This is a genomic window from Puniceibacterium confluentis (assembly GCF_007923445.1).
GTDB classification, from domain to species: Bacteria; Pseudomonadota; Alphaproteobacteria; order Rhodobacterales; family Rhodobacteraceae; genus Puniceibacterium; species Puniceibacterium confluentis.
Window position 1 is genome coordinate 21,740 of the sequence record NZ_VOJI01000020.1, and the last position, 26,739, is coordinate 48,478.

Annotated in this window: 29 protein-coding genes and 4 pseudogenes; 10 read left to right on the plus strand and 23 right to left on the minus strand. The window is 61.5% G+C overall.

Going from position 1 to position 26,739, the window contains the following annotated elements:
* Window positions 1-359 precede the first annotated feature (359 nt).
* On the plus strand, window positions 360-1,079 hold the full coding sequence (locus FOY53_RS17955) for a ParA family protein (protein ID WP_146591434.1): 720 nt from the start codon (window positions 360-362) through the stop codon (window positions 1,077-1,079).
* A 4-nt stretch (window positions 1,080-1,083) separates the two neighbouring features.
* Window positions 1,084-1,743 (plus strand): hypothetical protein, encoded by a 660-nt coding sequence (locus FOY53_RS17960; RefSeq protein WP_186766655.1) that lies wholly within the window; start codon window positions 1,084-1,086, stop codon window positions 1,741-1,743.
* A 76-nt stretch (window positions 1,744-1,819) separates the two neighbouring features.
* Here the strand turns inward: FOY53_RS17960 and FOY53_RS17965 are convergent, their stop codons facing one another.
* From FOY53_RS17965 to FOY53_RS17980, 3 genes are all read right to left on the minus strand, one after another.
* Window positions 1,820-2,821, minus strand: coding sequence for an RcgR family putative quorum lactone hydrolase (locus tag FOY53_RS17965; protein ID WP_146591436.1), 1,002 nt, complete (start codon window positions 2,819-2,821; stop codon window positions 1,820-1,822).
* Complete coding sequence (locus FOY53_RS17970; protein ID WP_369333837.1) at window positions 2,811-4,643, minus strand: RcgA family putative transporter; 1,833 nt, start codon at window positions 4,641-4,643, stop codon at window positions 2,811-2,813. Before FOY53_RS17970 ends, FOY53_RS17965 begins: the two co-directional genes overlap by 11 nt.
* Before the next feature lie 621 nt (window positions 4,644-5,264).
* Window positions 5,265-5,627, minus strand: a complete 363-nt coding sequence (locus tag FOY53_RS17980; RefSeq protein WP_146591440.1) for a tautomerase family protein — start codon at window positions 5,625-5,627, stop codon at window positions 5,265-5,267.
* 85 nt (window positions 5,628-5,712) lie between these two features.
* On the opposite strand from FOY53_RS17980, the gene FOY53_RS17985 reads away from it, so the two are divergent.
* The 6 genes from FOY53_RS17985 to FOY53_RS18010 all read left to right on the plus strand — a co-directional run bounded on the left by FOY53_RS17985 (window position 5,713) and on the right by FOY53_RS18010 (window position 8,990).
* On the plus strand, window positions 5,713-6,024 hold the full coding sequence (locus FOY53_RS17985; RefSeq protein ID WP_146591442.1) for a hypothetical protein: 312 nt from the start codon (window positions 5,713-5,715) through the stop codon (window positions 6,022-6,024).
* A gap of 86 nt (window positions 6,025-6,110) precedes the next feature.
* Window positions 6,111-6,593 (plus strand): DUF2798 domain-containing protein, encoded by a 483-nt coding sequence (locus tag FOY53_RS17990; RefSeq protein ID WP_146591444.1) that lies wholly within the window; start codon window positions 6,111-6,113, stop codon window positions 6,591-6,593.
* Window positions 6,594-6,691: 98 nt separating this feature from the next.
* The gene (locus FOY53_RS17995) at window positions 6,692-7,261 is read left to right on the plus strand and encodes a carboxymuconolactone decarboxylase family protein (protein ID WP_146591447.1); all 570 of its coding nucleotides are present in this window, start codon (window positions 6,692-6,694) and stop codon (window positions 7,259-7,261) included.
* 53 nt (window positions 7,262-7,314) lie between these two features.
* Window positions 7,315-7,746, plus strand: coding sequence for a hypothetical protein (locus tag FOY53_RS18000; protein WP_146591448.1), 432 nt, complete (start codon window positions 7,315-7,317; stop codon window positions 7,744-7,746).
* Window positions 7,743-8,387, plus strand: a complete 645-nt coding sequence (locus tag FOY53_RS18005) for a DsbA family oxidoreductase (protein WP_146591450.1) — start codon at window positions 7,743-7,745, stop codon at window positions 8,385-8,387. Before FOY53_RS18000 ends, FOY53_RS18005 begins: the two co-directional genes overlap by 4 nt.
* Before the next feature lie 3 nt (window positions 8,388-8,390).
* Entirely contained in the window at window positions 8,391-8,990 is a 600-nt protein-coding gene (locus FOY53_RS18010; protein WP_146591451.1) for a TetR/AcrR family transcriptional regulator, read from the plus strand.
* 199 nt (window positions 8,991-9,189) lie between these two features.
* On the opposite strand, the gene FOY53_RS18015 is transcribed toward FOY53_RS18010, so the two are convergent.
* Window positions 9,190-9,543, minus strand: a complete 354-nt coding sequence (locus tag FOY53_RS18015) for a hypothetical protein (RefSeq protein WP_246107457.1) — start codon at window positions 9,541-9,543, stop codon at window positions 9,190-9,192.
* Between the two features lie 43 nt (window positions 9,544-9,586).
* Here FOY53_RS18015 and FOY53_RS18020 point away from each other — a divergent pair, with 43 nt between their 5' ends.
* Window positions 9,587-10,942, plus strand: coding sequence for an IS5 family transposase (locus FOY53_RS18020; RefSeq protein ID WP_146591453.1), 1,356 nt, complete (start codon window positions 9,587-9,589; stop codon window positions 10,940-10,942).
* Window positions 10,943-11,367: 425 nt separating this feature from the next.
* Here the strand turns inward: FOY53_RS18020 and FOY53_RS18025 are convergent, their stop codons facing one another.
* From FOY53_RS18025 to FOY53_RS18045, 5 genes are all read right to left on the minus strand, one after another.
* On the minus strand, window positions 11,368-11,598 hold the full coding sequence (locus FOY53_RS18025) for a DUF6429 family protein (RefSeq protein ID WP_146591455.1): 231 nt from the start codon (window positions 11,596-11,598) through the stop codon (window positions 11,368-11,370).
* Between the two features lie 50 nt (window positions 11,599-11,648).
* Window positions 11,649-11,906 carry a WGR domain-containing protein gene (locus tag FOY53_RS18030; protein WP_146591493.1) on the minus strand — a complete coding sequence of 86 codons (258 nt, stop codon included), beginning with the start codon at window positions 11,904-11,906 and terminating at the stop codon, window positions 11,649-11,651.
* An 84-nt stretch (window positions 11,907-11,990) separates the two neighbouring features.
* Entirely contained in the window at window positions 11,991-12,923 is a 933-nt protein-coding gene (locus FOY53_RS18035) for a DUF2493 domain-containing protein (RefSeq protein WP_146591457.1), read from the minus strand.
* Window positions 12,924-13,290: 367 nt separating this feature from the next.
* The gene (locus tag FOY53_RS18040; RefSeq protein ID WP_146591459.1) at window positions 13,291-14,322 is read right to left on the minus strand and encodes a DUF7146 domain-containing protein; all 1,032 of its coding nucleotides are present in this window, start codon (window positions 14,320-14,322) and stop codon (window positions 13,291-13,293) included.
* Between the two features lie 3 nt (window positions 14,323-14,325).
* Window positions 14,326-18,705, minus strand: coding sequence for a strawberry notch family protein (locus FOY53_RS18045; protein WP_146591461.1), 4,380 nt, complete (start codon window positions 18,703-18,705; stop codon window positions 14,326-14,328).
* A 176-nt stretch (window positions 18,706-18,881) separates the two neighbouring features.
* On the opposite strand from FOY53_RS18045, the pseudogene FOY53_RS18050 reads away from it, so the two are divergent.
* Window positions 18,882-19,177 (plus strand): annotated as a pseudogene (locus tag FOY53_RS18050) (hypothetical protein).
* A 28-nt stretch (window positions 19,178-19,205) separates the two neighbouring features.
* On the opposite strand, the gene FOY53_RS18055 reads toward FOY53_RS18050, so the two are convergent.
* From FOY53_RS18055 to FOY53_RS18125, 14 genes and pseudogenes are all read right to left on the minus strand, one after another.
* A complete protein-coding gene (locus FOY53_RS18055; protein ID WP_246107458.1) occupies window positions 19,206-19,622 on the minus strand; it encodes a hypothetical protein in 417 nt (138 codons plus the stop codon).
* Window positions 19,615-19,884 (minus strand): type II toxin-antitoxin system prevent-host-death family antitoxin, encoded by a 270-nt coding sequence (locus FOY53_RS18060; RefSeq protein WP_146591463.1) that lies wholly within the window; start codon window positions 19,882-19,884, stop codon window positions 19,615-19,617. Before FOY53_RS18060 ends, FOY53_RS18055 begins: the two co-directional genes overlap by 8 nt.
* A 62-nt stretch (window positions 19,885-19,946) precedes the next feature.
* Window positions 19,947-20,591, minus strand: coding sequence for a DUF8835 domain-containing pootine (locus FOY53_RS18065; RefSeq protein ID WP_146591465.1), 645 nt, complete (start codon window positions 20,589-20,591; stop codon window positions 19,947-19,949).
* Window positions 20,584-21,003, minus strand: coding sequence for a hypothetical protein (locus tag FOY53_RS18070; RefSeq protein ID WP_146591467.1), 420 nt, complete (start codon window positions 21,001-21,003; stop codon window positions 20,584-20,586). Before FOY53_RS18070 ends, FOY53_RS18065 begins: the two co-directional genes overlap by 8 nt.
* Before the next feature lie 274 nt (window positions 21,004-21,277).
* Window positions 21,278-21,621, minus strand: a pseudogene (locus FOY53_RS24075) (DUF6915 family protein).
* Between the two features lie 10 nt (window positions 21,622-21,631).
* A complete protein-coding gene (locus FOY53_RS18085) occupies window positions 21,632-22,123 on the minus strand; it encodes a DUF6878 family protein (RefSeq protein WP_146591471.1) in 492 nt (163 codons plus the stop codon).
* A gap of 100 nt (window positions 22,124-22,223) precedes the next feature.
* Window positions 22,224-22,742 (minus strand): DNA repair protein RadC, encoded by a 519-nt coding sequence (locus FOY53_RS18090; protein WP_146591473.1) that lies wholly within the window; start codon window positions 22,740-22,742, stop codon window positions 22,224-22,226.
* 108 nt (window positions 22,743-22,850) lie between these two features.
* Complete coding sequence (locus FOY53_RS18095) at window positions 22,851-23,291, minus strand: JAB domain-containing protein (protein ID WP_146591475.1); 441 nt, start codon at window positions 23,289-23,291, stop codon at window positions 22,851-22,853.
* A gap of 129 nt (window positions 23,292-23,420) precedes the next feature.
* The gene (locus tag FOY53_RS18100; RefSeq protein ID WP_146591477.1) at window positions 23,421-24,620 is read right to left on the minus strand and encodes a DUF932 domain-containing protein; all 1,200 of its coding nucleotides are present in this window, start codon (window positions 24,618-24,620) and stop codon (window positions 23,421-23,423) included.
* 159 nt (window positions 24,621-24,779) lie between these two features.
* The gene (locus FOY53_RS18105) at window positions 24,780-25,166 is read right to left on the minus strand and encodes a hypothetical protein (protein WP_146591479.1); all 387 of its coding nucleotides are present in this window, start codon (window positions 25,164-25,166) and stop codon (window positions 24,780-24,782) included.
* A gap of 61 nt (window positions 25,167-25,227) precedes the next feature.
* Complete coding sequence (locus FOY53_RS18110; RefSeq protein WP_186766656.1) at window positions 25,228-25,539, minus strand: type II toxin-antitoxin system RelE/ParE family toxin; 312 nt, start codon at window positions 25,537-25,539, stop codon at window positions 25,228-25,230.
* The gene (locus FOY53_RS18115; RefSeq protein ID WP_439332552.1) at window positions 25,517-25,777 is read right to left on the minus strand and encodes a type II toxin-antitoxin system ParD family antitoxin; all 261 of its coding nucleotides are present in this window, start codon (window positions 25,775-25,777) and stop codon (window positions 25,517-25,519) included. The genes FOY53_RS18110 and FOY53_RS18115 overlap by 23 nt, the downstream gene beginning before the upstream one ends.
* Before the next feature lie 140 nt (window positions 25,778-25,917).
* A pseudogene (locus tag FOY53_RS18120) lies at window positions 25,918-26,088 on the minus strand (single-stranded DNA-binding protein); the annotation flags it as partial.
* A gap of 434 nt (window positions 26,089-26,522) precedes the next feature.
* Window positions 26,523-26,739 (minus strand): annotated as a pseudogene (locus FOY53_RS18125) (IS3 family transposase); the annotation flags it as partial.

Genomic DNA, 26,739 nt, shown 5'->3' on the forward strand with positions numbered 1-26,739 from the left:
CATCCCGCGCGCTGCATCCTGCAGCCCGCGAGATGCGCTTCGCGCCCCGTCTTCCGCGTTCCGCGGCCCGTATCCCGTCTTCTGCGTGCCGCCTTCTGCGGGATGCGGTCCGGCGTTCCGGCCCCCGTCTCACGTCCAGTGCGCCGCGTTGTCTGATGGATGTGCAGCGCAGCATGCCGGATGCGCACTGGTTCTCGTCGGATGTCGGACGCCGGATGCGTTCCGCGCCCCGGACAGTGCGACGCGCAAACTGGCCCCCGTTCAACGCAGCCCGCGCAATGCTTGACCTCCACAACTGGTCGGGATACCGACGTGGCAATCGTTTTGCGACGTTTCACCATTTTTGCTGGAGATGCCAGATGCCCAACGACAACCTCGTGGTGATCGCCGCGATGGCCCGGAAAGGGGGGAGTGGCAAGACCACGCTCTCCCGTGCCCTGATCAGCGCGACCGTCGCAGCCGGACGCCGGGTGATGCTCATCGATACCGACAGCACAGGCGTGCTGTCGTCCTGGCACGCGCGTGCCGAAGGAGCGGGGTATGGTTCACCGCAACTGCGCTCGTCGGTCGCCGGGAACGTCGGCGACGTCGACCGGATGATCGAACAGGTCTACCTGGACGGCACGGCGGATTTCATATTCATCGACACCGCCGGTGTGGGGGCCGAATGGTCAGACGAGATCGCGGTGCTCGCAGATCACATCGTCACCCCGGTCATGCTCTCGACCTCGGATTTCGACGTCGGCGGCCAGACAGTGGATTGGTTCCGGCAGCTCGCGGCGCGCGTCGACGACGCCTCCGCGCTGCCCCGGCACCACGTCGTCCTGAACATGGTCGACCCGAAGACCACCAAGGCGGATGCGGCGCTGATCGAGAGTGCAATCGGGATGTTCCCGCTCATCGAGACCGTGATGCTGCGCCGGAACGCCTACAAGGAAATGGACGAGAAGGGGCTCTTGCATGCCATCGCGCTGCAGAAGCAGACCGATCCCAACCCGCTGATGCGTCCCCATGTCCGCCACATGGTCGAGGCCCTGGAGGAAGCGACCGACATTCTCAACAATGTCCTCGCGGCCTGACGAGATGCGCAAGAAGATCCCCACGATCACGCGCCCGGACCCCGGCTATGCCGCCGGTCTGAAGGTCTCAGCGCCTGTCGAACCGCAACCACGGGAGGAAGCCCGATCTGACCTGGAAGGAACCGGGCAGACACCTGCAGGCGAGGGGTCAGAGCTGATGCCGCCCGAACGGCCACCGACGCCCCATGCGGAAGCTGTCCCAGATGTCGTTGATCCTTCGCCAGGTGTTGCGCAGCCTCAATCCGTGCGGACCCGGAAGGTGGATGTGCGGGTGACCGCTCTGGAGCGCCAGGCAGCTGACCTGAACGCCTGTGGTATCAATCCGGCCCATGTCGTCCGGGCCGCGCTGAGGCGTGCGACAAAGCAATGGCAGCTGGAACCGGAGTTTGTTTCGCCGAAGAGCGACCGGACTGCGAAACCATCTTCCTGGAGGATGCGCACGACCGTGGCCGTGGACGTTGAGGCCCTGACCGCGATCATGGCCACCGAGGATCCGCTCGATGTCTGCAGCAAGTGGTCGCTGATCCGCGGCCAGCTGGAACCCCTAGTCTGGATGCAAATCGACGCGATCCTCGTCGAATTGAGACAAGACTTTGATCCCGGCGAGCGAACCGGGGCCATGCCACAGTGCGGCCGTGGGCCCGGGGACGACGTCGAACCATGACAATATTTACTAGGCAGCGCTCCGGCTGGCACGCAGGTCTTGCCAAGCAGTTCTCACTTTTGGCACCTGAAGGAGATTAGCGGTTCAAGAACCGCGAAACGCGCATGCCAGTGAAGATGATGTATGGTGGCAGCGTCAGCGAATAATGACCGCAATTCAGCCGTTTCACATCCGGCATTGAATCAGCGCCTTCCAGCCGGCGAACAAGCCTTTCTGACAAGGCCGGCAGTACAACCCGATCCCTCTTGGCGAGCACGATCTGCACATCTAGGTCCGGTCGGGCCAGTTTGGTCGCGTGGTTTTCCAGATCGAGCGGTGCCCAAGCACGCTGGAGGTCGGACAATTCGATCCTGCCTTCGAGACTGGCCCGGATGTGTCGTGTCGCGCCACCAGTCCAAACCATCTCGGCAAGGTCTCCGGCAGTCAGGAGTAAACTGGCCTTTTTTACCGCGGGTTCATGAGCTGCAACGAGTCCGGCCACCCAAGAACCCAGACTTACGCCCAGGACAGAGACCTTTTCGTACCCGGCGCGTTGCACAATCCGGATGAGCTGTCGGCCATCGACAACCGCCTGCCGAAATGACTGAATCGTCCTGCCGAGGTTCGGGCTGAGCATGTGGTCGGCATATGTTGAACCTGGGCGGCTGCGCTCAAGGTGATACGGCAGGGCCATCTCGAACACGGAAATTCCGTGCCTGGAAAAGAACCGGGAAAGCTGCGCGTTGCGCGATGACGCGTTCCAGTGGTGGAAGACCAACAGTGCGTGGTCGCGCCGCTTTGAGCGCGTCAGTTGCGCGTGCACCAAGTTGTTTTCAGTAGTCTCGGTCAGAATGTCCGAAGGGAAGCGCAAGAACCCGCGATCCCAAATCACATCGAGAAGAGCACTTGGTGGGCTGAAAAAAGCATCCGACGCCGACGCCGCCCGCTCGGCAGTTTCGCAGAATGCACCAATATCGGTCACGACTTCCGTTTCCGGGAAAGCAAACTCGGGTGCGAGAACCAGATCCGTGACCTTCTTGACGTCATCACTGCGCCGCGTTCTGCGTTCATCCCACCGGTCGAGCCACCTATAGTACATAGCCTTCTCCTTGTGCCGGCTTTCGGCGAAATCCGAAATCGGGGTCGACCAAGGCATGAACGGCGACAACAACGCTGGCCACGAGCAGGAGCGAGAATCCGGGGATGGAGCCGAGCAGCAGGTACACGGCCACCTGAAAGACAATGATCAAGGTGGTTCGCACAGTGGAATTTCCGACGCACCCTGACGTGCTGATCCTAACTTTTCCATAAAGATAGACACCGCACACAAGAATCACGACGAGCAGGCTCGTGTAATTCGTCGGAGAACTGACGTTGTCCCATTGGACAGGGTCCACGGATCGCGGCAATAACGCACGCGCATCCGAAACTAGCCATTCTAGGATATTCGGGGCAGATGTAGCGAGATATAGGGTTTGGAGCTTCATACAGGTTGCGATTAGCAGGCCGCCAATCGTGCAACGCGCGATGCCTTTCAGGATTCTCGAGCCAATGGCATCGCCATCTGGTATCGGATCATTTTGATGATCCGTTATAGCAGTCCGGATCTGGACGAAGTCATCCACCAAGCTCACCAGCAGGATCAGACCTGCGATGAGCAGGTAGAAACAGATACTCATATAAAGATAGGCAAAGCCCGTGAATGCCGCTTGTTGCAGAATTTCTGTCGGATCCTTCGACGCAAGAGCCGTGGACCCCCAATCAATCGCGTAGTTTCCCCCTCCGTTCAGCAACGGTAGAAGCCGCACGCTGACCCACTGAAACACACCGGCGAAGCCGATGCATACCAAGAAGACCACCCAATATGTATGAGAAAAGGTCTCGACCTTGTCCGCCCATTCTCCGTCGCGGTTGCGGTCGCCAATGGCGGACAGGAGCCGACCTCGGTTACCGTTCTTCCATGCAGTAACTTGTTCGGCGATGATCCCTAGGAAGAGGGGGAGCAACAAGATGAACAGGACAGTCCAATTGGGAGCCCACAACAGGCCGACCTGTTTGGCCACTCCGTCTTCGCGGAGATAAGTGATGTCGTGGATCGACAGAAAGTACGACACCAATTGAAGAATGACCGCACCTGCGAAAATCGTGGCCGGGAGATTCAGGAGTGATCCTCGAGAAAAAAGTCCCTCGGTACCGCGAGCGAGGCCGAAACCACGCGCGGCGTCGCCAGCTTTAGGCGCCTCCGATGCTGGAGCTTCATGTTTCTCATCCCCGCTCGCTGTCATTTCGCGGGTTGCGCCACGCCGGCTTTGGCGTCGCTTGGCGGTGAGGCGAGACTGGGAGGCGCTCAACTCGGCTTGCCAGGCGCTCGCGGCTTCAGGGTCGTTGCAGCCGAGCACCCTGGAGAGCCAGCGGATGTTGTTGGCGCTGATGCCCTTGTCGTTGGCCTCGAACCAGAGCTGCACTGTGCGGAGGTCAATGCCTTCCCGATTGGCCTCGATCTCGGAAATCGCGGCGGCAAGCAGATCAGGGGTCCACGGTCCTTGGGGGCAGCCATCTTTGTCGACAGGCCGTCCTACCCCGGCCGCAGCGACGCGCGCGAAGAGCACCTTGAAGTCGTCTTCGGACCTTACCGGCGGAAGAAAAAATTTCCGTTCTTGATCAGTGACATACTGGAAAGCTTTTCGGCTTGTTTCGGGAGGCTTCGTATCAGGCCGTGATCTCAGGGTTGGTCGACGGCATGTAGCGCCATCGATTGAGGGTCGCAACCGGACTCTCGCCAGAGTTGTCTCTTGCCGGTGGACAGAACGCCACAACAAGCAGTTCTCCGCCGAATTTTGACGACCCGCATCAAGAACCGGAGATAGAAAATGGGAATGACGAACCAGCAGCGAAGAGTAGGTGCGAAGAACTCCGCACATTCACAGCGCCTCACAGGTGAAGCCATCATGCGAATACGTTGCAAGAGATCCGAAAGGGTGGTGGGCTACTTGTACCAGTGGAACAATGGCGACCTGCAGCCTGCATGGCTGAACGAAGCCATGACTGACGTGCGATACGAACCGATGGTCGACGCAGCCTGATACGCGTTCCCATCGTCTAAGGGCAAAAGCGCTGCGCGATATGGCCAGGCGAGAAGCAACTTGCGCTGAGTACCCTCAGCACCAACATATCTCAGTTGTTGATATGATCAAAAGCTGTCGGCTGAATGACCGGCCGGCCAGCGAGAAAACTGCGCGGCCCATGCGCGGCCGGTCGGTTTCGAAGATCACCTGAGCGCCGGAAACCCCCGAACACACTGCGCCTACGCGAGCACCATTGAGGCCACATAGTTTTCGATATCTGTTAGGGCAGGGTGCGTTCGGCCAATTATGCCCGAGGCCGCGCGCGCGACATGGTTTGAAATTTGGCTACGTGATTGCTCGATATTGTTATTAATATCAGAGTTTTACCTAAAATCTGATAATGCGTTTTATGTAAAACACGGCGGGAAGCGGTCACCCGCTGCAAGCTGCACCAATGACCGCTTCCGGTGAAATCGTTTACTGATCCGCCGGCACCCAATCCGGCAACGGGGTTCCCCCGGTATACTGGTTCTCGGTGGGATTTTCCCCGAAGAGTACATATAGGTCGGTCGGGTCTGAGTTCAGCTCTTTTTGCAAAATGGCGGCAATGGCGTCCGTCAGCGCCTTCTTGCGACCAGCGTCCCGGCCAGGGCGCAGATCTACCGTGACCAGCGGCAGGCCGTCCCCGAGAATGCCGAATGCCTCACGCACGGCGACGTAATCGTATTTGATTTCCTTGGGGGCAAGCGTGTCGAGCACGGCTTGTTTCACACCTTCGCGGATGCGAGTTTTGGTGTCATAGTCGGTGCCTTCGGGCATCTCGACGCGGATAACGGGCATGGAATTCTCCTTGGTTTGAGGTTTTGTTTCAGGTGTTCAGTTCGAGAGCGTAGTCCGCGACATCCTGAAGAGATGAGCCCATGCGGTGCGGCTCGACACCAAGGCGTTCCAGGGGAAGGCCGGTGAAATCACTGTCGGCCTTGTTCTGCTGGACTTCTTCGTTCTGGGGCGCCGCCTGCGCGGGCCGGTTGCGGATGCGGTCTTCTATCTGACCAACCTTGTGATCGTCGTGAGTATGCTGGTCGCGGTCTATGTCCACCTGCACCCGAATGTTCCGGCCGAGGTGCTGCCGTTCCAGTCCAAGCCGCCGGTTGTCACCCTGATCATGCTGGGGCTGGCTCTGGTCAACGCCTGGCTGCGCCGTCGCAACACCACCTCAGTCGCAGCTTGGGCCTGACGCGCCAACCGCGACAAAGAACCGGCACCTCCCAAACTGGTCGGGCCTTTGCCCGGCCTTCCTTTCATCAGCAAGCGAGACCCGAAATGACCGACAGCACTTTTACCCACGCACCTCAAACCAAGCGTTCCGTCTCGGCCAAAATCGCCATTGCCTTGTCCGTCATGGCGCCGGTGGTAGCGATCCTTACGGGGGTCATGACATGGGCCAACACAGGGTTTGGAAACGCCTTCCTTGCCGACTGGAGTGTCTCGTTCTTGAAGGCCGTCTTCGTCCTTATGCCTTTTGCCCTGATCGTGATGGGCCTGCTGGCGCGGGTGATCGAGTCCGCGCTACCAAGAGTATCGCACCTGGGCCAGAACCTCGTCCTCGCGATCTTCATGGCTTTTGTCATGCAATCCCTGATGGCCGGCATTACCGCCGGAACCACGGCTGGATTCGGCGACGCTCAATACTTTGCCAGCCTCTGGTGGAACGCACTTGTCACCTCCTTCCCGGTCGGATTGGCCATGCCGCTGGTCATGACCACTTTGATCCGGCCACGCCTGATCGCCATTCTGCGTAGCTAATCTCACATTTGAGTGACCGCTCAAGAATAATATTGAGCGGTCACTCAAGAAATGCTAAATCTCCGTTACCGAAACCCTCTTCCATTCAGGAAAACACCATGGCTGACTTCACTATCCAAAACATTGAAACCGCTCCCGAGGCCGGCAAGCCTCTGCTGGAAACCTCGTTGAAGAACAACGGTCGTATCCCCGGCCTACATGGCACCATGGCCGATGCCCCGCCGCTGCTGGCCGCCTATAATTATGCCCACCAGCAGTTCCTTGCCACCAACCTGACGGATGAAGAAAAGACCGTGGTCTGGCAGACCGTGAACGTCGAGCAGAACTGCCACTACTGTGTCCCGGCCCATACCGGCATCGCCAAGATGATGAAGGTCGATGACGCCATCACCGAGGCCCTGCGCAACGAGTCCCCGCTGCCGACCGCCAAGCTCGAAGCGCTTCGTAACTTCACCCTGCTTGTTGTCCGCAACCGTGGCTTTGTCGACGAGGCGGATACTCAAGCCTTCCTCGACGCAGGTTTTGAGACCCGCAACATTCTCGAAGTGATCCTGGGCGTGTCGCAAAAGGTGATGTCGAACTACACCAATCATTTCGCCCAGACTCCGGTCGACAAAGTGTTCCAGAAGTTCGCTTGGGAAAAGAATACCGCTGTCGCGGCTGAATGATCCTCTCGGGGCGGCTGGCATCCAGCTGCCCCTTCTTCGAAGGAATCCATAAATTGAGCACTACTACTACGCAATCCGTGTTTGCCGATATCTGGCGCTCGCTTCGGGCCCTGCCGATCTGGGTTATCCTTTGGATGAGCCTCCTTCTGGGGCCCGTCAACATGGCCAGCATCGCCTTTCTGTCCGAACCCAAAGGCATCCTGATCGCCCTGTTGGCCCTTGGTGGTATGGCGGCCAGCATCACGACCCTGATCCTGCATCGCGGGTTTTCGAAACGGGTCTCGGGCGGGCATGTCTTCTTCTGGACGCCGCTGGTGCTGATCTTGATCTTCGCCAGACCGGTGGCAACGGGCACCTATGATGCCTATCTGACCATCCTACTGGCCACGAACCTGTTTTCGTTGGTCTTCGACATCAACGACTTGCGCCTTTGGCTCTGCGGAGATCGCCACGTTCTTGGGCAGGAACAAAGGAAACCGTCATGAGCGAACCGCTGCGTATCGACATTGTCTCTGACGTCATGTGCCCTTGGTGCGTGATCGGGTTTCGCCAGCTGGCCCGCGCATTGGAAGAGACCGGAACAGCCCACGAAATCCACTGGCATCCGTTCGAATTGAACCCGCAGATGCCGACCGAGGGCCAGAACCTGCGCGAGCATATCATCGAAAAATACGGCACCACGCCCGAGCAGTCCGAACAATCCCGCCGCCAGATGACCGCCATCGGTAATGAACTGGGTTTCCCTTTCCGTTTTGCCGACGACATGCGGATGCACAATACCTTCAATGCCCACCAGTTGCTGCACTGGGCCCGCGAACTGGGGCGGGTGCATGATCTGAAACAGGCGCTTTTCGCCGCGCATTTCACCAACCTGCGCAACCTGTCCGACATCTCGGTTCTGGCCGATGTGGCGGGGGAAAACGGGCTGGACGGGGCCGAGGCGTTGGCCGTTCTGCAAGATCAGCGTCACGCCGATGAGGTCCGCGCACATGAGGCGTTCTGGCAGAAACAGGAAATTCAGGGCGTGCCCGCCGTGATCTTTGACAGCCGGCACCTTGTCACCGGCGCGCAAGGGGTGGAATGCTACACCAGCATTCTGAACCAACTTGCTGAAATGAAGGACTGATTCATGCCCCGCACCGCCAGCTATGACCGCGACGCCGCCCTTGAGGCCGCCATGACCCTGTTCTGGCGCAAGGGCTATCACGCGACGTCGCTGAAGGATCTGGAAGCCGCGCTGCAACTGAAGCCGGGCAGCATCTATGCGGCCTTTGAGAGCAAAGAGAACCTCTATCTTCTGGCGCTTCAGCGGTACTTTGAACGATCCCGCCAGGGGTTCCGCGATCACATGGCAAGGGCTGCCTCCCCGCTTGCAGGGCTGGCCGGGCATTTTCGATCATACGCCGACCTCGCCCCAGAAGACGCCTCTCGCCAAGCATGCATGCTTACCAAGACACTTGTTGATACCAAAACGACGGACCCGAAAATCGCCGAGGCGACACAGATCTACCTCGACCAAATGCGGGAAGAATTTGCCCGAGCCTTTACAACCGCCCGCCAGATGGGAGAGCTGCCGCCGAATGCTGACCCGGATCGCCTTGCCCGCCGCTTCCAGGCAAACGTCACGGCCCTGCGAGTCGAATTGCATCGCGGAACGTCAAGAGGCGACATCCAAGAGCTGTCGGAAGATATGGCTCAAGAGATCGAAAGCTTGCACTCCAAGCTTTAGCAATTTGCCCCGACCATAGCGTGTCCTTTCTGCGCCGATGAACCTCAGCAACTGAACAGCTCGCTTTTCCCATGGACAAGTCAGAACCGGACATTCCTCACGGAAACGCCAAATGGCCGGTAAGGGCCGTTCGTTACTGCGTCAGAGGGCCCGCCAGAAAGTGTAGCGGCGCTTGGAACCAAAGACGAAAAAGCCCGGTTCAAAACGCGACACGTTTGCCGAGCTGGATCTCGACACCACCGCTTTCGTCAATTTCGTGGGAAACAAGCTCATAAACGGCAATCAGCTTGCCCGAACCGAATAGCTCTTGATTTTCCGTTTTCCCGCCATGTCTGACAATGGCGTACTCGCTCGTTTTTAGGGCGTCTATAAACTGTTCATACTTTTTTGAAAAACTGTACCGAGGTCCCTTGAAAGGGTCTCTGTATACTTGGTTGGCATCAATTCGTGCGCTGTGCAGTACCGGTGCGTTACTGAGTTCACCCTGAACAACGCCCATCCCACTGTTTTTGCGAGATAATGCGGTATTTCCCTTAGGTTTTGGATGCAGCATTCGGTATTATTGCAGCCGGAACCCTGCAATTTCGAGCTGTGATATGAAGCCCAGAAAGCCTCCCCCGGAACAGGATGATCTGCTGCGCGCACGACTGGTCGAGATGATCGACATGCGCCACGAGCTGGTGAAGCTCGCCACCCTGATCGACTGGGAGGTCTTTGAGCGGGAGTGGGCGGGGCTGTTCCCGTCCTCAGTCGGTCGCCCAGCCACACCGACCCGCCGGGTCGCTGGGCTCTTCTATCTCCAGCATGCCTTCCGACTGTCCGATGAAGCCGTCGTGGCGCGGTGGGCTGAGAACCCATACTGGCAGCATTTCTGCGGGGAGACGTTTTTCCAGCACCGCCTGCCAATCGACCCCTCGTCGATGACGCGTTGGCGCAACCGGATCGGCGAGGAAGGTGTCGAGTGGCTGCTGACCGAGACGATCAAGGCCGGACAGCGCGCCGGAGCGGTGCAGGATGACCACCTCAAGAAGATCACTGTCGATACCACGGTGATGGAAAAGAACATCGCGCACCCCACCGATGCCCGGCTTTACGAAGTCGCACGGCGCAATCTGGTCGGGCTGGCCCGCGCGGCTGATATCAACCTGCGTCAGAACTACAATCGCCTCGGCCCCCGGCTGTCCGGTCAGGTCGGCCGCTATGCCCATGCCCGCCAGTTCAAGCGGATGCGCAAGGCCCTGCGTCAGCTCAAGGGCTATACCGGCCGCGTGCTGCGCGACATCGAACGGCAGATGGACACGGTGGCTGAGGGACCGCTGAAAGCGCGGGTAGCGGAGACGACGGCGCTGGTGAACCGGCTGCTGGCGCAGAAGCCGAAGGATCGCAAGAAGCTCTACAGCCTGCATGAACCGGCCGTGGACTGCATCTCCAAAGGCAAGGCGCACAAGCGCTACGAATTCGGCACGAAGGTCAGCGTCGCTACGACCACCGAAGGCGGCTTCGTCGTCGGCATGCGCGCGCTGCCGGGCAACCCTTACGATGGACACACCCTGCACGAGGCGCTGGAACAGGTGGAGATCCTGACCGACCGGCGCCCAGACATGGCCTTTGTTGATCGTGGCTACCGGGGCCATGGCGTCGAAACTGTAAAGGTTTTCATCAGCGGTGCGAGGCGCGGCGTCACCAGGACGATCGCAAAACTGCTGCGACGACGAAGTGCCATCGAGCCGGTGATCGGCCATATGAAAACCGATGGCCGCCTGACCCGATGCCCACTCAAAGGAACCGAAGGTGATGCCCTTTTCGCGGTCCTCTGCGGCTGCGGTCACAACATCCGCATGATCCTGCGCCACCTGAAGGTCTTCTGGTGCCAATTCATCTGGCTGATCACAATGCTCAGAGGGTTCACCCAAGGCGCCGGGCGACATCGGGAACTGCAAACCCCAGCCTGAAATCATTGATCAGGATGAACTACTGATATCGAGGCCTCGACCCTTGGCGTATCCGGTCCACGAAGATCGATACGCAAATCCGGAATTCAAATCTCGCATCTTGATCATGGCAATGGTCCTACACTGGGAAAGCTTGTGATTGGACGGAACCAAATATCGAACTTCAGTTGCCGACTACATCGTTCAGCGTCATATAGACGAACGTCAAGTATAATGTACTGCGACCCGGCACCTTCACCTCTTTCAAAGGTCGGCTTCGGGCCGGGGGTTCTTTGAAGGACGACCACAGTTCGCAACTTTGCAAAGCCAGCTCCCTGCGCATTGCCCCCACATGGGTCGAGTCATGCCGCAGCTACGGAAAAGTTCGCGTTTGTCCAATATTGCGTCTCGATTGGCGCACCGCCAGCTCGAACTGCTCTCCCCGATCATTCTACCTTTGTGAATTCCCGTTCCAGTACTGCCTGCGCGCGCTCAATGCCCTCGGGCGTCAGTGTCAGTGATTTCGTCTTGCGCCTCGGATCCTCGATCAGACCTTTGTTATGGAGCCGGCCAGTGATGGCCCAATCTACTCCCTTCCAGACCTGATCGCCGTAATGCAGCGTCAGGCTGAGGATCGCGAGAGCCGCATCATCAACCTTATCGATGTCGAGTGCCATCTCCGCCCCGTTTTCCTGTGTCTGCCGGTTTTTCGAAGCGCAACCCCGCTTCATGCATAACCCCGCCGCTTCTTCATCGCGGCAAGTTTCATAAGCGCAGTGACAGCGCGCCCTTCATCCGGATGCTGCTCAATCATCATCTGCCCGCGCGCGCAAATGCGGCCCCATTCGCGCACCAGGCTGGCGCCCCCAAAGAGATCGGGCTGAATGCTCATGCGGTAAAACCGCCTCATGTTGCAGGCTGGATCGATCCGCCGAATCTGCAGGTCGGTCGGGAACACCTCAAGTTGAGCGACAGTGTGAGACATATCGGGATCCAGCAGGCTTTCTTCCATAATATCAAGTGGACGCATGCCCTGCCACCTTGATTTCCCGCGAGGGGAAAAGGGGGCTCACGCCCCCTTCTCGAACTTCATGACCGGGATGCCGAGCTTTTTGGCCTTGTCGGCGAGGTTCTCTTGGATACCGGTTCCTGGGAACACCAGAACACCCACGGGCAGCACATCGAGCATCGCGTCGTTGCGTTTGAAGGGGGCGGCTTTGGCATGCTTGCTCCAATCGGGCTTGAAGGCAACCTGCGTCACGCCCCTTGCCTCGGCCCATTTGGCGGCGATGAGCTCTGCGCCCTTCGGACTACCACCGTGCAGAAGGACCATGTCGGGATATTTGGTCCGGACCTGGTCGAGCTTACCCCAGATCAGGCAGTGATCGTTGAAATCGGTCCCGCCGGTGAGGGCGACCTTGGGGCCTGCGGGCAGCATCACCTCGGTCTCGGCGCGGCGCTTGGCAGCCAAAAAGTCGCGGCTGTCGATCAGGGCCGCGGTCATGTGCTGGCGGTTTACCATCGAGCCAGTACGGGGTCGCCAGGCCGAGCCCGTGTGATGGACGAACTCCGTGGCGGCGTGATCGCGCATCATGTCCATGCAGTTGCGCCGTTCGATAAGCGTCAGGCCTTCGGCCGTCAGGCGCTCGAGTTCGACGGATTTTACCTCGGAGCCGTCCTGCTCGCGCTGGAGGCGGCGCTGCGCCTGCTCGTTCTCATCGAGCGACCGCTCGATCCGGGCCGTCGCGCGGTGGAAGAGGTTGACCTGGCCCCAGAGCACCTCTTCGAGGTCGGGTTCCATGCGGGTGTCTTCCAGGGTCGCGACGAGGGCATCGAAGATGTCGGCGACGGCCACTGCGAGGCGCTGCCCATCGGGCATCGGGCGGGGATCGGGCTCATCAAAGGGACGGTAGCCATAGAGCTGCAACTCATCGAGCGCATGGGCGGTCTGGGATGCGGTATGGGCGGGTTCATACGCGTCGTCGTGGGTGTGGATCGTCATCGGTTTCTTGCCTCCGGGCCTGTCTCGTCCGCGCGACAACCCGCGCGGCCTTCATGGGCTGCGAAAGCTGTCACTGGGGACGCCCCTTCACCCCGCCTTCGGGGCCGGAACGCATGTGGAGGAGGGCGGCAGGCAAGCTATTTGTTTCGCGATGCAAAGCGGGGGCTCGTCCCCGCGGCGGAAATAGCTTGCCTGCCGCCCTTGATGGGGCGTCCCCTTTGACGGCCGCCTGCCCATCTCTTGAAGGCCGCTCGGGTGACGGGTGAATGAGATTGCCCGGGAAGAGGCAAAGCGACGGTCCAGCACCACGACAGGGATCCGTGACCCCTGCCCCGCTGTGCCTTGCCCGCCCCCTGCGCGATGCGCCTCAGCAGAACAGGCGATGTCGATCCTCGGGCCCGATCTGCCCCGCCAGATGCTGGCGCAGCGCATCCTTGCCGTTCGCCCGGAGATCATCGTTGAAATCCCCGAGTTGCGGCTCGAGCACATGGCACCCAATCCCGATCTCGATGGCTCTGGCGCTCAACCTCTCTGCCACGCGTTGCCCGGCCGGATCCCGGTCGATGGCGATGTAGAGGCGCTGTACCCCCTCCGGCAACTGGACCGCCCCGAGATGACCCGACGACAGCGCCGCCCAGACCGGAAGGCCGGGGGCCGCCTCGGACAGGGACAGCATGGTCTCGATGCCTTCGCCAACCGCGAGGATGTCCTCATGAGGGCTCAGCCTGACGGCATTGCCCAAGAGGTGACCCATGGCCCGCCGCCGCGTTTTGACTTCCGCCTTCCCCTGTCCGTCAGGGGCCAGCCAGGTACGATGCACGCCCTGCAAGGCCCCTGCCCCATCGGTGACCGCGGCGATCAGCGCCGGTCTGGGGATGCTGCGGGTCTGGCCCTCATCCCGATGCCAGCATGTCGGGTGGAAGCGCAGCGCGCTCATCGTGCCGCCTTGGGTGAGGCCCCGGGAGCGGAGGTAGGTGTCGGCAAGCGTGCCTGCGACCGGCATAGAGGCTGCAAACAAACGCGCCGCCGCAGCTGGCGTGCCACCGGGGGGGTTGGGCTTCTTCGGCACTGGCGTATTCGGGAGGACCGGCTGCGGACGGCCAAGATGCGCTCGGGCCTCAGTGAGAAGATCGGGAAAGCGGGAGATCCCCGTTCGCTCACGGATGATGTCCAGAAGATCGCCATGCTCGCCCGTGGCGCCGTCGGTAAACTTGCCGGCAGCACCCGGCCCAGACACAGGCCCGGTCAGCCGCACGAAGAGCGAGCGGCCGGGGTTGTTCTGCAGATCGCCCACGATCCAGTAGGACCCCTCCCGCCGTCCGGCGGGAAGGTAGGCGCGACATACGCTCTCTGCATTCTCCGCCAAAGCGCGGATCACATCTTCGGTTTCGGAATACATGGTTCAGCAACCTCCGCGTGCATGTAGCCCCGTCACAGGACAACGTGCAAGCAGACGATCCAGCACTTTGAGCCCGCTCGGATCCGTTGGGCAGAACAATCGCAGCTTCCAGCTGATGATCTCCGAGAATAAGCCATCGGCCTTGAGCCGGTCCTTGGCGGCCTCAGAGAAGCCCGACAGCTCGATCCGGTTGACGCCCATCACGCGAGACCGGTGCAGTTCCATGCCCTCGGACAGGCGCACCACAGTCTTGCCCTCCAGAACGAGGGCATGGACTTGCGCTACCGTCAGTTGCGGCGCATCGGCGGCCAGCGTGGTCGCGACCCAAGCGGGAGAGACGCGGCGCCCGATGATGCGTTGGCCATCGTCGGTTTGTAGTCGGTAGACGCGGGTCTCATCCTGCGGCAGCTGCTTCCAGATCGGCAGCAGCAGACCCGCCACGATGTGCAGGGTGGACTCGCTGAACTCCGGCACCTCGGCCAGTTCCGCGGTCCAAACGGCGGTGAAGGCCGCCCGATCTGCCTCAAGCCAGTGGCTGTCTTCCATGATCCTGGCAGGCACGGTGCTGGCGTCAGTCGGGCGGATCAGCCGCAGGCGGGGCTCGATGGTGCCATCGTCCAGCATCAGGCTGGTGGCGGGCACCTGCACGGCGGCCCGGCCCGAGCGGCTGTTGACCAGCAGGCGTGCCTTTGGGTCGTCGAGCCAGTCGAGCGCATCCGCGAGCGCTGTCGGCGTGTTGCGCCGCTTTTCTGCGATAGTCAGAAGCTGGGTTTCCGCGCCCGAACCAGGATGAGTGTAGATCACCCGCGCATCCGTGACGCGGAAGCTTTCGGCGCGCAGCGTCTCGAGGCCGAGGTCGTAGACGCCGGCCGCGATGGCGCCCTCGATCCGTTGGTCCAGCAATTCCTCGAAGGCCGAGAAGAGCACGGCCTGCATGTCGATCGTCAGCGCCAGCAGGCGATTGAGGAAGGTCGTGATCGGCGGCAGGCCATCCTTCAGCCCATTGTCATCGGTCAGGCTGAGACCGGTCGCGTCCTCGAAAGCCACAAGTGAACAGCCCGTCACATCGCCACGATAGATCCGGCGGTAGAGCTGGCGCAGGGCATCGCGGGCATAGGGGCTCTCTAGGTTGTCTTCGGGGCGGAACAGCCCCTGCCCGCCGGTCTGGCGCTGGCCGCGCGTGATCGCCCCGAGCGTGTCGAGGCGACGCGCGATGGTCGACAGGAACCGCTTCTCCGCCTTCACATCGGTGGCCACCGGCCGGAAGAGCGGCGGCTGCGCCTGATTGGTCCGGTTGGTGCGGCCCAGACCCTGAATGGCCGCATCGGCCTTCCAGCCAGGCTCCAAAAGGTAATGGACGCGCAGGCGCTGGTTCTTGGCGCCGATATCCGCGTGATAGCTGCGCCCCGTGCCGCCCGCATCCGAGAAGATCAGGATGCGCTTCTGGTCGTCCATGAAGGCGGCGGTTTCCGCGAGGTTGGCCGAGCCCGCCCGGCTTTCCACGACCAGCCGTGCCGCTGCCCCTTCGCCCTTGCGCACGATGCGGCGCGACCGGCCCGTCACTTCAGCCACGAGGTCGGTGCCAAAGCGCTGCACGATCTGGTCAAGCGCCCCCGGTACGGGTGGCAGAGATGCCAATTTTTCGATCAGGGCATCCCGCCTGCGGGCGGCCTCGCGACATTCCACCGGTTGGCCGTCACGCACCACAGGCCGGGACGAGAGATTGCCTTCGCTGTCGGTGAAAGGCTCGTAGAGCTGAACTGGGAAGGAATGGGCCAAGTAGTCGAGGACGTATTCGCGCGGCGTGATGTCGACCCGGATGTCGTTCCACTCGTCAGTCGGGATTTCCGAAAGTCGGCGGTCCATCAGCGCCTCACCGGTCGAGACGATCTGGATCACCGCTGCATGGCCTGCGGCGAGATCGGCCTCGATGGCGGCAATGAGGGTGGAGGTTTTCATGGAAGTGAGCAGATGGCCGAAGAAGCGCTGCTTGGCAGACTCGAAAGCCGAGCGCGCGGCGGACTTGGCCTGACGGTTCAGTGTGCCAGAATCTCCAGTGATGTTTGCAGCTTCCATCGCGGCGGCCAGGTTGTTGTGAATAATGGCGAAGGCCCCGGCATAGGCATCGTAGATGCCGCGCTGCTCGGGACTGAGCGCATGAACCAGCATCTCGTATTCGACGCCGTCATAAGAAAGCGAACGGGCGGTGTAGAGGCCAAGGGACCGCAGGTCGCGGGCGAGGACCTCCATCGCGGCAACGCCACCGGCCTCGATCGCCTCGACGAATTCCGCGCGGGTGGCGAACGGAAAGTCCTCGCCGCCCCAGAGGCCGAGGCGCTGCGCATAGGCGAGGTTATGCACCGAGGTCGCGCCGGTGGCCGAGACATAGACCACGCGGGCATTCGGCAACCTGTGCTGCAGGCGCAGACCCGCCCTGCCCTGCTGCGAGGCCGCGACATCGCCGCGCTCGCCTTTGCCTCCGGCGGCATTCGCCATGGCATGGCTTTCATCGAAGAGGATCACCCCGTCGAAATCCGCCCCGAGCCAGTCGACGATCTGATCGACGCGGGATTTCTTGGCACCCCGCTCTTCGGAGCGCAGCGTGGCATAGGTGGTGAAGAGAATGCCCTCGGTCAGCGGGATGTCACGTCCCTGCGCGAAACGCGACAGGGGCGTCACCAAAAGCCGCTCCTGGCCGAGTGCGGACCAGTCGCGCTGCGCATCCTCGAGGAGCTTGTCGCTCTTCGAAATCCAGAGCGCCTTGCGGCGGCCTTGGCACCAGTTGTCGAGCAGGATCCCGGCTGACTGGCGGCCCTTGCCCGCCCCGGTGCCATCGCCAAGGAAGAAACCCCGGCGAAAGCGGACGGCGTCAGCGGCATCCTCAGGTGCGGCCGAGACCATGTCGCCGGTTTTATCGACGCACCAGGACCCAGCAAGACGCGCAGAATGCGCCTCGCCCGCGTAGATCACGGTCTCAAGCTGTGCGTCGGAGAGCAGGCCGTCGCGCAGGACGGAGGAGGGCAGTTTCGGGCAATAGGTGGGTTTCGGGGGCGCGACCGAGGCCATGGCCGCCGATTGCACAAGCTTGGTCGGGTGCGGTTCCGCCCCGGGGATGTCGATCGCCTGCAGGCGGAAGGTCTCATAAATGGCATCCGACAGGCGCGCGCTGGCACCGTCCTCGGTCGCATCACGCAGGCTATAGGCGAGGTCTGCGGCCTCGCTCTGCGGAGCGGTGTTGGTGGCCGGTGTTGCTGTCGTAGCGCGAGAACCCGTAGGCGCGATGCGCTTGGTGGGGGCAGGATTTCCCGGGAAAGGGGAAGAGCGGTCCTGCTTCAACGGTGGAATCTGATCCAGTTCGAGACGCGGCGGGACATGGGCAGTGATCAGCGACATCAGTTTGGCGACATCAGGCGAAATCGGGCGCACCAGATCGGCTGTGATGCCGCCCCGCTTGCCACCGCGGCATTTGTCGAAGACCGAAATCCGCGTCTCAAAGCTGGTGCCGTGCTTGGCGAAGGCGGCACCGGACACCGCACCCGTAAAGACCAGATGCGCGGCCTCGCTCAGGCGGGCGAAGGTCTCGGCCCAGGCGGGTGCGTCGGGCGTGAAACTGGCTCCCGTGATGGCCACCAGCCGTCCTCCGGGCGCCAGACGCGCCAGCGCCGAGCGCAGATGCCGCGCTGTCGCCTCGGTGCTTCGGGCGTCGACATTGGCCACGGCCGAGAACGGCGGGTTCATCAGGATGACGCTCGGGCGCAGGCCCGCGTCGAGATGATCGTCAATTTGTGCGGCGTCGAACGCGGTGACCGGTCGACCCGGAAACAGGCGGCGCAGAAGGTCGGCGCGGGTGTCGGCCAACTCGTTCAGCGCGAGGCCGCCGCCTGCGATCTCGGCGAGGATCGCCAGAAGCCCGGTCCCTGCCGATGGCTCCAGCACCAGATCGCGCGCGGTGATTTTTGCCGCAGCCAAAGCCGCAAGCCCCATAGGCAGCGGCGTTGAGAATTGCTGGAACCGCTCCATCTCCTCGGATCGCCGCGTATGGGTCGGCAAGAGGCCGGACACCTTGGCAAGGATCGGCAAGAGTGCAGTGGGTGATCCGGCACGTGCCAAGAGCGCGCGGCCAAATTTCCGCAAAAACAGGACCAGCGCGGCCTCGCCCGCCTCATAGGCCAGTTTCCAATCCCAAGCACCATCCGCATCGGAGCCGCCAAAGGCGCGTTCCATCTCAACGCGCAGGCGCAGCGCATCGATCTGGAAACCCTGCGCCACATCAGGCTGCAGCGCCTCGGCTACGCTCAAGATCGCAGCAGCCGTATCGAGGGACGGGATGGGGACAACGGGTGCAAGCGCGCGCGTTTGAACAACAGGGACGAGATGGGTCATCGGGAAACTCCGGAATGAAGGACAGGATCAGGCCCGGACACCCTCTCTCGGGCACCCTCAGGCCTGACCTTCCCCGGCCCTCATCTTCCTCTCAAACCCCATGATTTCCGCAGGTGGCTCGCTTTTGTTCATGTTATGTTCTTTACTGAAAGCCAAGCTAGGAAGGGAGATCCCCGATGGAAAGCACCACTTACGCCCTGCCGGCAACGCCAAAGCAGATCGCCTATGCGCGCTCACTCGCCTGCGCAACCAGACGCTTCTGCCGTGGGAGGTTCAGCAAGACCGGCGCTCCTTGAGCGCCTGGATCGACGCACAAGCCAAGCTCACATCCGCGACAGCGCTGGACAGCCTGCCCTCGTCCAAACAGGTCGCCTTTGCCGAGCGTCTCGCCCGCATCAAGCGCCGCGCCGTCCCGGATGAATGTTTCCGCGACAAGGGGCTGATGTCGAAGTGGATCGACGGGAACAAGTGAAGCTAGACAGATCCTACGGTGATCGAGATTACTTCAGCCGATCGACAACGGATGCTCCACCCGCCCTTGCAAGCGCGATGAGGCTGGACTGGATCTTGGATGTGAAGACGGAACTGAACGTGCCTATGGGCGTGCGGTCCTCCCAGACATAGGACCGCTCCAGAATATCGGTGTTGATCTCGTCCAGCATGACCCATTTGCGGACATGGGTCTCCAACCCCACGCGCTGCGACTCGATCTGTGGCACCTCGATGCACTTGCGCGAGGGCAAAGGCGGCTGCGTCGTGATCGGCAGGATGAACACCACGGTCTCGCTATCGGACTTGGCGACAGTGACGGCGATACAGACCGGTCGCGTCTTGCGGCCCTCGGTCTCGCCGGCCATCTGTTCGCGTTTCCACAGGAACGGATAGCGGAAAACCTCTCCAGCGCTCGGCTTAGTCATCCAACTGAGTCAAATCCTGCTCGAGCCCTTCTATCATCAGCGCCTTGAGATCCTCTGGCATCTCGTCGATCATGTGAGCCTGCTGCGTGGCCCCCCGCGCGAGTTGCTGATACTGATCCATGCTCATCAGCACGAATTTCGGCTTGCGGTGCTTGGTGATCGCGATCGGCGACCGAATGGCCGCGTCAAACAGGTCACTGGTGTGCCGCGTCAGGTCGGCCGCTTTGAACTCGGGAAGCTCATGCATGATCGGGATCTCCATTTGTACAGAATATACATACTTTCTGGATATTTTGCAAGAGATGGGTTGCGACCTCCCCTGTGTCATCCGAACCGCCGCCCCCCTGCGGTGAAGGTGTATTCATTGGCGATGATGCCGTCCTCAACGGACTCGTCCGAGGTCAGGTAGTCGTATTCGTTCTGAAGCTGGCGGTAGAGCCAGCGGGCCAGGTCGCGCAGCGCCTCGACAACGGTCTCCTCTGCGTCCTCCGTGGGCGCCTGCCAGGTCGGGCTCTCGCGGGTGACGTCCACGGACATGGTGTATTCGTGGTAGTAGCGGCCCCGATGGCTGACCTCAGCAGCAAGCTGGTAAAAGTTGCGCCGCTGGATGGCCCGCAGCCGGTCGGCGATGCTGTGCAGCGTGGCGTCCGTCGGGGCGTAGTCCCGGATGCGCGCGGCCGCGCCCTTGGCGTGGCTGAGGTATGCTTCAAAACATGCCCCGTCCCCCTGGCTCCAGAACCCAGAGAACCAGATGCAGGGCTTGGCCCGCGTCCCTCCGCCCATCAGCCGCACGGGCATGGTTTTGAGCCGGATGCCGAGAATATCGCATATGCGCTCAAACTCCTCGTAGACCGCGTCCCACCTGTCGTCATGGGGCCCAAGCTCGCGATACCAGCTGCGCGCCTTTTCCTTGGCGACGTCGGAGAGTTCAGGGAACTGGTAGACTGTTGTACAGATGACCTCAGGCATCGACGTCCTCCCCATTCAGCGCGGCGGCCAGCCATTCTTGCGTGCTGGTCCAGCCGATGGACTTGCGCGCGCCGAGATCGATGACATGCGCGCCGCCGCCGAAGGCGTCGAGGCGCGGACGGGAACAGGTCAGCCCGTACTGAAACCCCAAGAGGCCGGTGAGGTCGAGGTCTTCTGCCAGGCGCAGCACGAAGCGGATAACCGCCTCGACATCGCCGTGCTCGTCGTCATGGATCCAGAGCGTGTTGCCCTCGGGCGCGTCCTGGTGCGCAAGAGTGAAGCCCGAGACCTCCGGGTCATCGGCGTCCTGATCCGCGGCGCGCAAGCCCTGGAACAGGGCAAGGGCCCGGGCGGCCTTTTCGGGGCTGCCGACTTCGATCAGGCATGAGAAATGGGTGAAGTAGTCCGCCATGGGGACCTCCTGAGATTAAGAAACCCGGCCAAGGGGCCGGGCGCTGGATTAGAATGAGGGGATGAAGCCGTGCGATCAGCCAGATGGCGGATCGTCTGCGGCCTGTCGCGCTGCGTGGGCACAGAGCATCTGCCGGTAGAAGCGTTTGCGCGCCGTCCGGAAGCTGCGAACGGCGCGCGTGTCGGAGTGCAGCGCCCGGACCGCCGCGCGCAGAACTGTCTGGGGCGATGCCGTCGGCGGCAGACCGAGGCGCAAGTATGCGGGATCAGTCATGTCAACTGACTTTGACCACGGGCGAGGCGAGATGCGGATCGACCAGGGTTCGGGCCGGATGGCCTTCACCCAGTCGGCGAAGCTCGGGATGAAGCCGAGGTCTTCCTTCACGTGCTGTTCGCCGACCCAGCGGGTCGGGATGATGCGCCCGGTCGAGAGCGTGAGGGTCTGGCCGAAGATCGTCTCGGCCATGAATATGCCCTCGGCATGGCGGAGCGCCCGGTGCCGAAAGTCCGCAGTAATCTCCTTGCTGTGGTCGAACCAAGCATGCACGGCGATGAAGTCGTCGACCGTGCCGCCCCATTTCTTCACCGAGGAGAGGGCGTGGTGATAGGGATGTGCCATACCCGCCCCCTCAGAAATCATGGGTGGTGAGTTCGGACGAGGTGAAGCGCTCGTTGAACTCGAGATGGATGCAGCGGGCGGCAGCGTCGAAGCAGAACTCGCCCCAGGCGCCGTCGTTGTTCTCCCAGCCGCCATGGGCATCGGAGCGGAAGTCGTAGGCGAGTTGTTCGACAACATCCTCGAGCGACAGGCTGCGCATCTCGACCTCGGGGTCGTCCCAGGTCAGCGCGGCGTATTCGATTTCGGTGGCGGGGAAATCGACGGCGGTCTCACCGGACCATGCGCCGATGCTTTCGATCTGGCCGCTGTCTCCAGCACCATCGAAGGTGACAGTGACATGAGTGATGCCGGCGGCCGTGAGGCCATCGAAGAGGCGGTCCTTGTTGCCGGGGCGCAGGGCTTCGATCCGGGCCGCGCGTTCGGCATGCGCCGCGAAGATCTGCGCCATGTCGACGGTCGGGGGGGCCATCGGCGGCGCGAGGGTAGGTTCAGTCAGGTTCATCGGGTGTCTCCGGTAAGGGGAAGGATCGGAGCCGGTCCGGGCGATCTCTCTCCCCCGGACAAGCTCCAAATCCCCCCTGCCCTTCTCTGCCTCTCGGGCCTCACGCCGCGACCTGCAGCACCCGAGCAGCAAAGGCGCGCCAGAGCGGGTCGACGAGGCGGGCATCAAGAAGCTCAGCGCGGTGGCGCAGCCGTCGCGCCAGATCGGGCTCACCCCAGGCGGCCGTGCGGCCCGCCTGCGCGCGCAGCTGGCTTGCCTCGGTCACGACGCCGCGCGCCTCAGCCGCGCTCGTCACCGGGTGGCACCAGGCGAAGGCGTGGTCGCTGGCCGCCCCGGCCAGCACAAGGCGGTCGTCGCGGTCAAGGATCGCCAGAAGCTGGGGCGCGGCACCCGGGTCGATCCCCTCGGCATGACCGATCGCGCCCTGCATGGCCTCGGCCAGCGTCGCGAAACGGGCGAGGACCAGCGGGGCGGCCCGGCCCGACATGAGGTCAGCCGGTGCGCGGCGCGACAGTGTCAGGGCGAAGGGATGATCGGGATCGGTGTCGCCCAAGGGAAAATGCGGCGGGATGCCCCGCGCGTAGGCGGTCGGGTGGATGGGCAAGTGCTGGTCGAACATGGGAGTATCTCCGACGGCGCGGGAAGCCTCTCTCCCCGCCTCATCCGTCAAAAACCAAACCGCCGCCCTCTTCCTCGAAGGGGCGGCGGTGATGGGTCCGATGGGCCCTCAGAGTTTGCCGAGGGCCCGCAAACTCAGCTCCGTTCCGGCGCCGACGATGATGTGGTCATGCAGCGTCAGGCCGAGATACTTGCAGCCCTTCTGGATCTCCCTGGTCATACTGAGATCGGCCTCGGACGGCGTCGGATCGCCCGACGGGTGGTTGTGGATCAGGATCAGGGCGCAGGCGTTCAGCATCAGCGCCCGCTTGATCACCTCGCGCGGATAGACTGGAACATGGTCGACCGTGCCGGTCGACAGGAGCTCATCCGCGATGATGCGGTTCTTGCGGTCGAGATAGAGGACGTGAAAGCGCTCGATCGGTCCGCGGACGGTCAGTGCGCAGTAGTCCATCAGCGCCTGCCAGCTGCCGATGACCGAATTCTGGCTGAGGTATCGGCCAAGAATGTCACGGGCCTCGAGGACGACAGTTTCTTCCTGGGGAGTCATGGGCGTCTCGCTGAAATGCGCATACTGAAGCACCCTGCGCTTTCGGGGCATGGCCAGCGGCGTGCGTGTTGAGAAAAAAAGACTGCAGCGACCGCCCCGGTGTCGGGCGATCGCTGCATGGGCGCTTGGTCAGCCGACCCGGTCGAGGAGCTTCTTGGCGCGCCCCTCCATATCGAGGCGGGCATCCTGCTGGGTCTTGTCGCGCGCAAGCCGCGTGATCCCTTGCACGAAGTCGAAGATACTTTCCGGCGGGCGGCCCTCTTCCAACAGCACCTTCTCGATGATCTTGCCGGACTCTGCCTTCGAGAATCCACGCTTACGCAGGAAATCCGCGCGATCCTCATCGCTGCGTGCCACGATCTGCTGCCGCGCTGCCTTAATGCCGCTCACGAAGCCCTGTGGCGAGGAATTGGCAAACCGCGTCAGCGCCGGTGCCGCCTCATGCGCGAAGCGGGAGGCGGCGTATTTCGAATGCCGGATCCGGATCTCCTGAAAATCCTCGACGCCCCAGAGGTTGCGGTTCTGGCACACTGCCCGCAGGTAGAAGCTCGCCATGCCAAGGGTCTTGGCGCCCACCTCCGAATTCCAGCAGTAGAAGCCCCGGAAGTAGAGATCGGGGGAGCCGTCCGGCAGCTTGCCCGCTTCGATCGGGTTGCGATCATCGACCAGGAACAGGAAGACATCGCGGTCCGAGGCATAAAGCGTGGTCGTGTCGCGGCTGATCTCGACATCGGGGTTGTAGACCCCTGTCGACCAGTCCAGCACGCCCGGCACCTTCCAGCGCGTGTCGCCCGTGCCATTGCCCGCGATGCGCTGCACCGCCTCGACCAGCTCGTAGTCATGGATACGGCCGTAGTCCGGGCCGGTCACCGCGCGCAGTTCGGTGCGGCCGTCTTCCGTCTCGAAGGTTTTCACCTGCTCAGCGCGATGATTGGTCAGGCCATACTGCAGATTGATCCCTGCCAGCGGCGCGGGCAACTGCCGCATATAGGACGCCGGCGCGCCGACGATGCTGGCAAGCTGGCCGAAGGCCCAATGGGTGGGTGCAACCGGTTCATGCGCCTTCGGCAGGACCAGGTGTAGCCGGTCTGCGCTGTCGCGCACGGCCTCGACACGGATGTCCGCTGTCTGAACTACCCGGCTGCGGCTGCGCTCGGAGCGACCCTTCACATTGGCCCACAGATCGTCGAGCGACAGATACCGCTCGTCATCCGGCCGGTTGAACCATTCGGACGACACCCGCCCGTTCCGCTCGCCCTGGCTTACATCCACTTTCCAGCCACCAGCCCGCACCGGCTGTACAGGGTCCAAAACTTCCGCAACGCCCATCGGCATTCCTCCGCGACAGGCGCAGGGAGCCACTCTCCCAAGCCTTCAACCTGTCGCGAAAACAACCAACACCTCTCTGACTCTCAAACGCAGAACGAGGTCAAAGCACCGTCTATCGGCAAGCAGCCCGACACAGGCACAGTGACACCGGGTCCTGGTCTAATTGTTCGGTCTAGACTTCAAGTTTGCCACTGCATCAAGGAAGGCCTGATCCAGCACCGGATCGTCCCATTTGCCCGCGACAGCCATCCAGCAATCCAGATCCTTCCGGAAACTCGGATCGTCGCTCTTCATGTGAAACGTGAACAGGCGATTGACGATGTCACGCATCAGGCTTGCCAACTGGTCGTCGTCGATTTGGGCGGCTTTGGGCCACAGTATTTTCCGACCCTCGGCATCGATCACGATGACATCGGAATAGTCCCCCGTCCTGGTTATCGGCACCGTGCCTGCGTGCAGTTCTTCGAGGTGTGTATTTCGGATGCAGATCATCGCCATGATCTTCGCAAGGTTGGCTGCGATGCGGTCTTCGTCAGCGGGTTTCATGGGCAAATCCTCATATGATAGCGAAACATCGACCGCTGGCTTTTCTGGCACGAAGCCAAGATTATTCGTTGAGATAAGCCGTCCAGTTTTGCCGCGCATGCACAATACGCAGCACGTCCAGCCAGCTGTCTTCGATCCGATAGAGGATAAGATGGGACCCTGAGCGGTACACCCGCACCGGTGGGCGAATTTCGAGCCGTTCGCGCGCGATTTGCGGGTGTCGGACCAGAAGGGACATATCGCTGCCAATCGCGCGAATGTAGGTTTCGGCCTGGCCGACAGACCAGATGCGCACGGTATAATCCCAGATTTCGTCCAGATCGTTTAATGCTGCGGGAGACAGCCGGTATTCAGTGACCGTTCGTTTCGGCATTCTGATCTCGCTTGCGGGCAAGGAATGCTTCGACATCCAGATGCCGCGCGGGGCCACTGGCGATGCCCTCTTCGACGAGCTGCTGCAGCTCAGCAATGGCCTGATGGCGGTCCTGGTCCCGGCGGATGAGATCGCGAACGTAGTCACTCGCGTTGCTGTAACGCCCATCCTTGGTTTGCGCCTCGACCCAAGTCTTCATCGGATCGGGCAATGAAACATTCATCGTCGCCATGGTCATGATCTCCTTTTGGATGACGATGGCATAAATTGGCAAAGTTTGTCAACATTTGCGCCGGTGTCACCAGACCGGACCTGCCTGCTCACCGCGCGCACTGGACCCGGTTGAACCGCGCCGAGCCCGAGGGGGAGACCCCGTTCTCAGAACGGGATCTCGTGGTCGCGGTCGACCAGCTCGGGGTTTTCATTCTCGGCCGACTTCGGGCGGCTGAGAAAGTCGACCTTCTCAGCGATGATTTCGCAGCCGTAGCGGTCGTTGCCCATGCTGTCGATCCACTTGCTGTAGTGGATGCGGCCGTGGACGAGGACCTTCCACATGATCGTATCCTCCATTCCCCTAAATGGGGAGAAGCTGTCTACGAACCCAAAAGATGCGCTAGCTCGACAATGTCAGCCGCATCAGCGCCAGTAGACACTCTGTTGCTCATCATTTGGCCTATCACATATCTTAGCCGATCTACATCACCGCCCTTAGCAGCTTCTACGCCAGCAGCGACAAGTTGTTCGTGCAGACCGTCGTCAACGACCAGATGTCTCTCTGTTGCAAGAAGTTTCAGAATCTCAATCAAGAAATCTGGGGTTTCCGCCAGGACTTTCATCCGGATGCCATGCATTTCGCCCAGCGATCTTCGCGCGGAATCGAAATTCTTCTCACGAATTGACCGACGTGCCTTAACAAGCAACTTGTCGTGTCGTTCCGCATCGACCGGCTGTGCCGAGTCCCTCAATTCATCGAACGACAATTTGTTCAGTCCCGGCATCTGGTGGATCGGGTTCAGGATGAATCTGTCCGGTTCTGATGTCCAGATCTTGCAGGTGTATTCGTAGGGTGTGAGCCCGTTGAGGGTCTTGAGCCGACGCGCGAAGTTGTATGCTGCCATGAAGTCTGTGAGGTGCGTTCGCAGTTGATCATGGCTGTTGTAGTGGAAGCGTTTTACAGTGGCGTCCTTGATCGTGCGGTTC

What these genes read in the sequence shown, in the direction of transcription:
- FOY53_RS18015 (WP_246107457.1), bottom strand. Translation starts at nt 9,543, where the DNA reads ATGCTGCATCCAAAACCTAAGGGAAATACCGCATTATCTCGCAAAAAC.
- FOY53_RS17995 (WP_146591447.1), top strand. Translation starts at nt 6,692, where the DNA reads ATGGCTGACTTCACTATCCAAAACATTGAAACCGCTCCCGAGGCCGGC.
- FOY53_RS18010 (WP_146591451.1), top strand. Translation starts at nt 8,391, where the DNA reads ATGCCCCGCACCGCCAGCTATGACCGCGACGCCGCCCTTGAGGCCGCC.
- FOY53_RS18110 (WP_186766656.1), bottom strand. Translation starts at nt 25,539, where the DNA reads ATGCCGAAACGAACGGTCACTGAATACCGGCTGTCTCCCGCAGCATTA.
- FOY53_RS18085 (WP_146591471.1), bottom strand. Translation starts at nt 22,123, where the DNA reads ATGAACCTGACTGAACCTACCCTCGCGCCGCCGATGGCCCCCCCGACC.
- FOY53_RS18045 (WP_146591461.1), bottom strand. Translation starts at nt 18,705, where the DNA reads ATGACCCATCTCGTCCCTGTTGTTCAAACGCGCGCGCTTGCACCCGTT.
- FOY53_RS18055 (WP_246107458.1), bottom strand. Translation starts at nt 19,622, where the DNA reads ATGACTAAGCCGAGCGCTGGAGAGGTTTTCCGCTATCCGTTCCTGTGG.
- FOY53_RS18100 (WP_146591477.1), bottom strand. Translation starts at nt 24,620, where the DNA reads ATGGGCGTTGCGGAAGTTTTGGACCCTGTACAGCCGGTGCGGGCTGGT.
- FOY53_RS17980 (WP_146591440.1), bottom strand. Translation starts at nt 5,627, where the DNA reads ATGCCCGTTATCCGCGTCGAGATGCCCGAAGGCACCGACTATGACACC.
- FOY53_RS18070 (WP_146591467.1), bottom strand. Translation starts at nt 21,003, where the DNA reads ATGGCGGACTACTTCACCCATTTCTCATGCCTGATCGAAGTCGGCAGC.
- FOY53_RS18005 (WP_146591450.1), top strand. Translation starts at nt 7,743, where the DNA reads ATGAGCGAACCGCTGCGTATCGACATTGTCTCTGACGTCATGTGCCCT.
- FOY53_RS17990 (WP_146591444.1), top strand. Translation starts at nt 6,111, where the DNA reads ATGACCGACAGCACTTTTACCCACGCACCTCAAACCAAGCGTTCCGTC.
- FOY53_RS18065 (WP_146591465.1), bottom strand. Translation starts at nt 20,591, where the DNA reads ATGCCTGAGGTCATCTGTACAACAGTCTACCAGTTCCCTGAACTCTCC.
- FOY53_RS17955 (WP_146591434.1), top strand. Translation starts at nt 360, where the DNA reads ATGCCCAACGACAACCTCGTGGTGATCGCCGCGATGGCCCGGAAAGGG.
- FOY53_RS18060 (WP_146591463.1), bottom strand. Translation starts at nt 19,884, where the DNA reads ATGGAGATCCCGATCATGCATGAGCTTCCCGAGTTCAAAGCGGCCGAC.
- FOY53_RS18040 (WP_146591459.1), bottom strand. Translation starts at nt 14,322, where the DNA reads ATGTATTCCGAAACCGAAGATGTGATCCGCGCTTTGGCGGAGAATGCA.
- FOY53_RS18025 (WP_146591455.1), bottom strand. Translation starts at nt 11,598, where the DNA reads ATGGCACTCGACATCGATAAGGTTGATGATGCGGCTCTCGCGATCCTC.
- FOY53_RS18095 (WP_146591475.1), bottom strand. Translation starts at nt 23,291, where the DNA reads ATGACTCCCCAGGAAGAAACTGTCGTCCTCGAGGCCCGTGACATTCTT.
- FOY53_RS18035 (WP_146591457.1), bottom strand. Translation starts at nt 12,923, where the DNA reads ATGACGATCCACACCCACGACGACGCGTATGAACCCGCCCATACCGCA.
- FOY53_RS17960 (WP_186766655.1), top strand. Translation starts at nt 1,084, where the DNA reads ATGCGCAAGAAGATCCCCACGATCACGCGCCCGGACCCCGGCTATGCC.
- FOY53_RS18090 (WP_146591473.1), bottom strand. Translation starts at nt 22,742, where the DNA reads ATGTTCGACCAGCACTTGCCCATCCACCCGACCGCCTACGCGCGGGGC.
- FOY53_RS18105 (WP_146591479.1), bottom strand. Translation starts at nt 25,166, where the DNA reads ATGAAACCCGCTGACGAAGACCGCATCGCAGCCAACCTTGCGAAGATC.
- FOY53_RS18115 (WP_439332552.1), bottom strand. Translation starts at nt 25,777, where the DNA reads ATGACCATGGCGACGATGAATGTTTCATTGCCCGATCCGATGAAGACT.
- FOY53_RS18030 (WP_146591493.1), bottom strand. Translation starts at nt 11,906, where the DNA reads ATGTCTCACACTGTCGCTCAACTTGAGGTGTTCCCGACCGACCTGCAG.
- FOY53_RS18020 (WP_146591453.1), top strand. Translation starts at nt 9,587, where the DNA reads ATGAAGCCCAGAAAGCCTCCCCCGGAACAGGATGATCTGCTGCGCGCA.
- FOY53_RS17970 (WP_369333837.1), bottom strand. Translation starts at nt 4,643, where the DNA reads ATGTGCGGAGTTCTTCGCACCTACTCTTCGCTGCTGGTTCGTCATTCC.
- FOY53_RS17965 (WP_146591436.1), bottom strand. Translation starts at nt 2,821, where the DNA reads ATGTACTATAGGTGGCTCGACCGGTGGGATGAACGCAGAACGCGGCGC.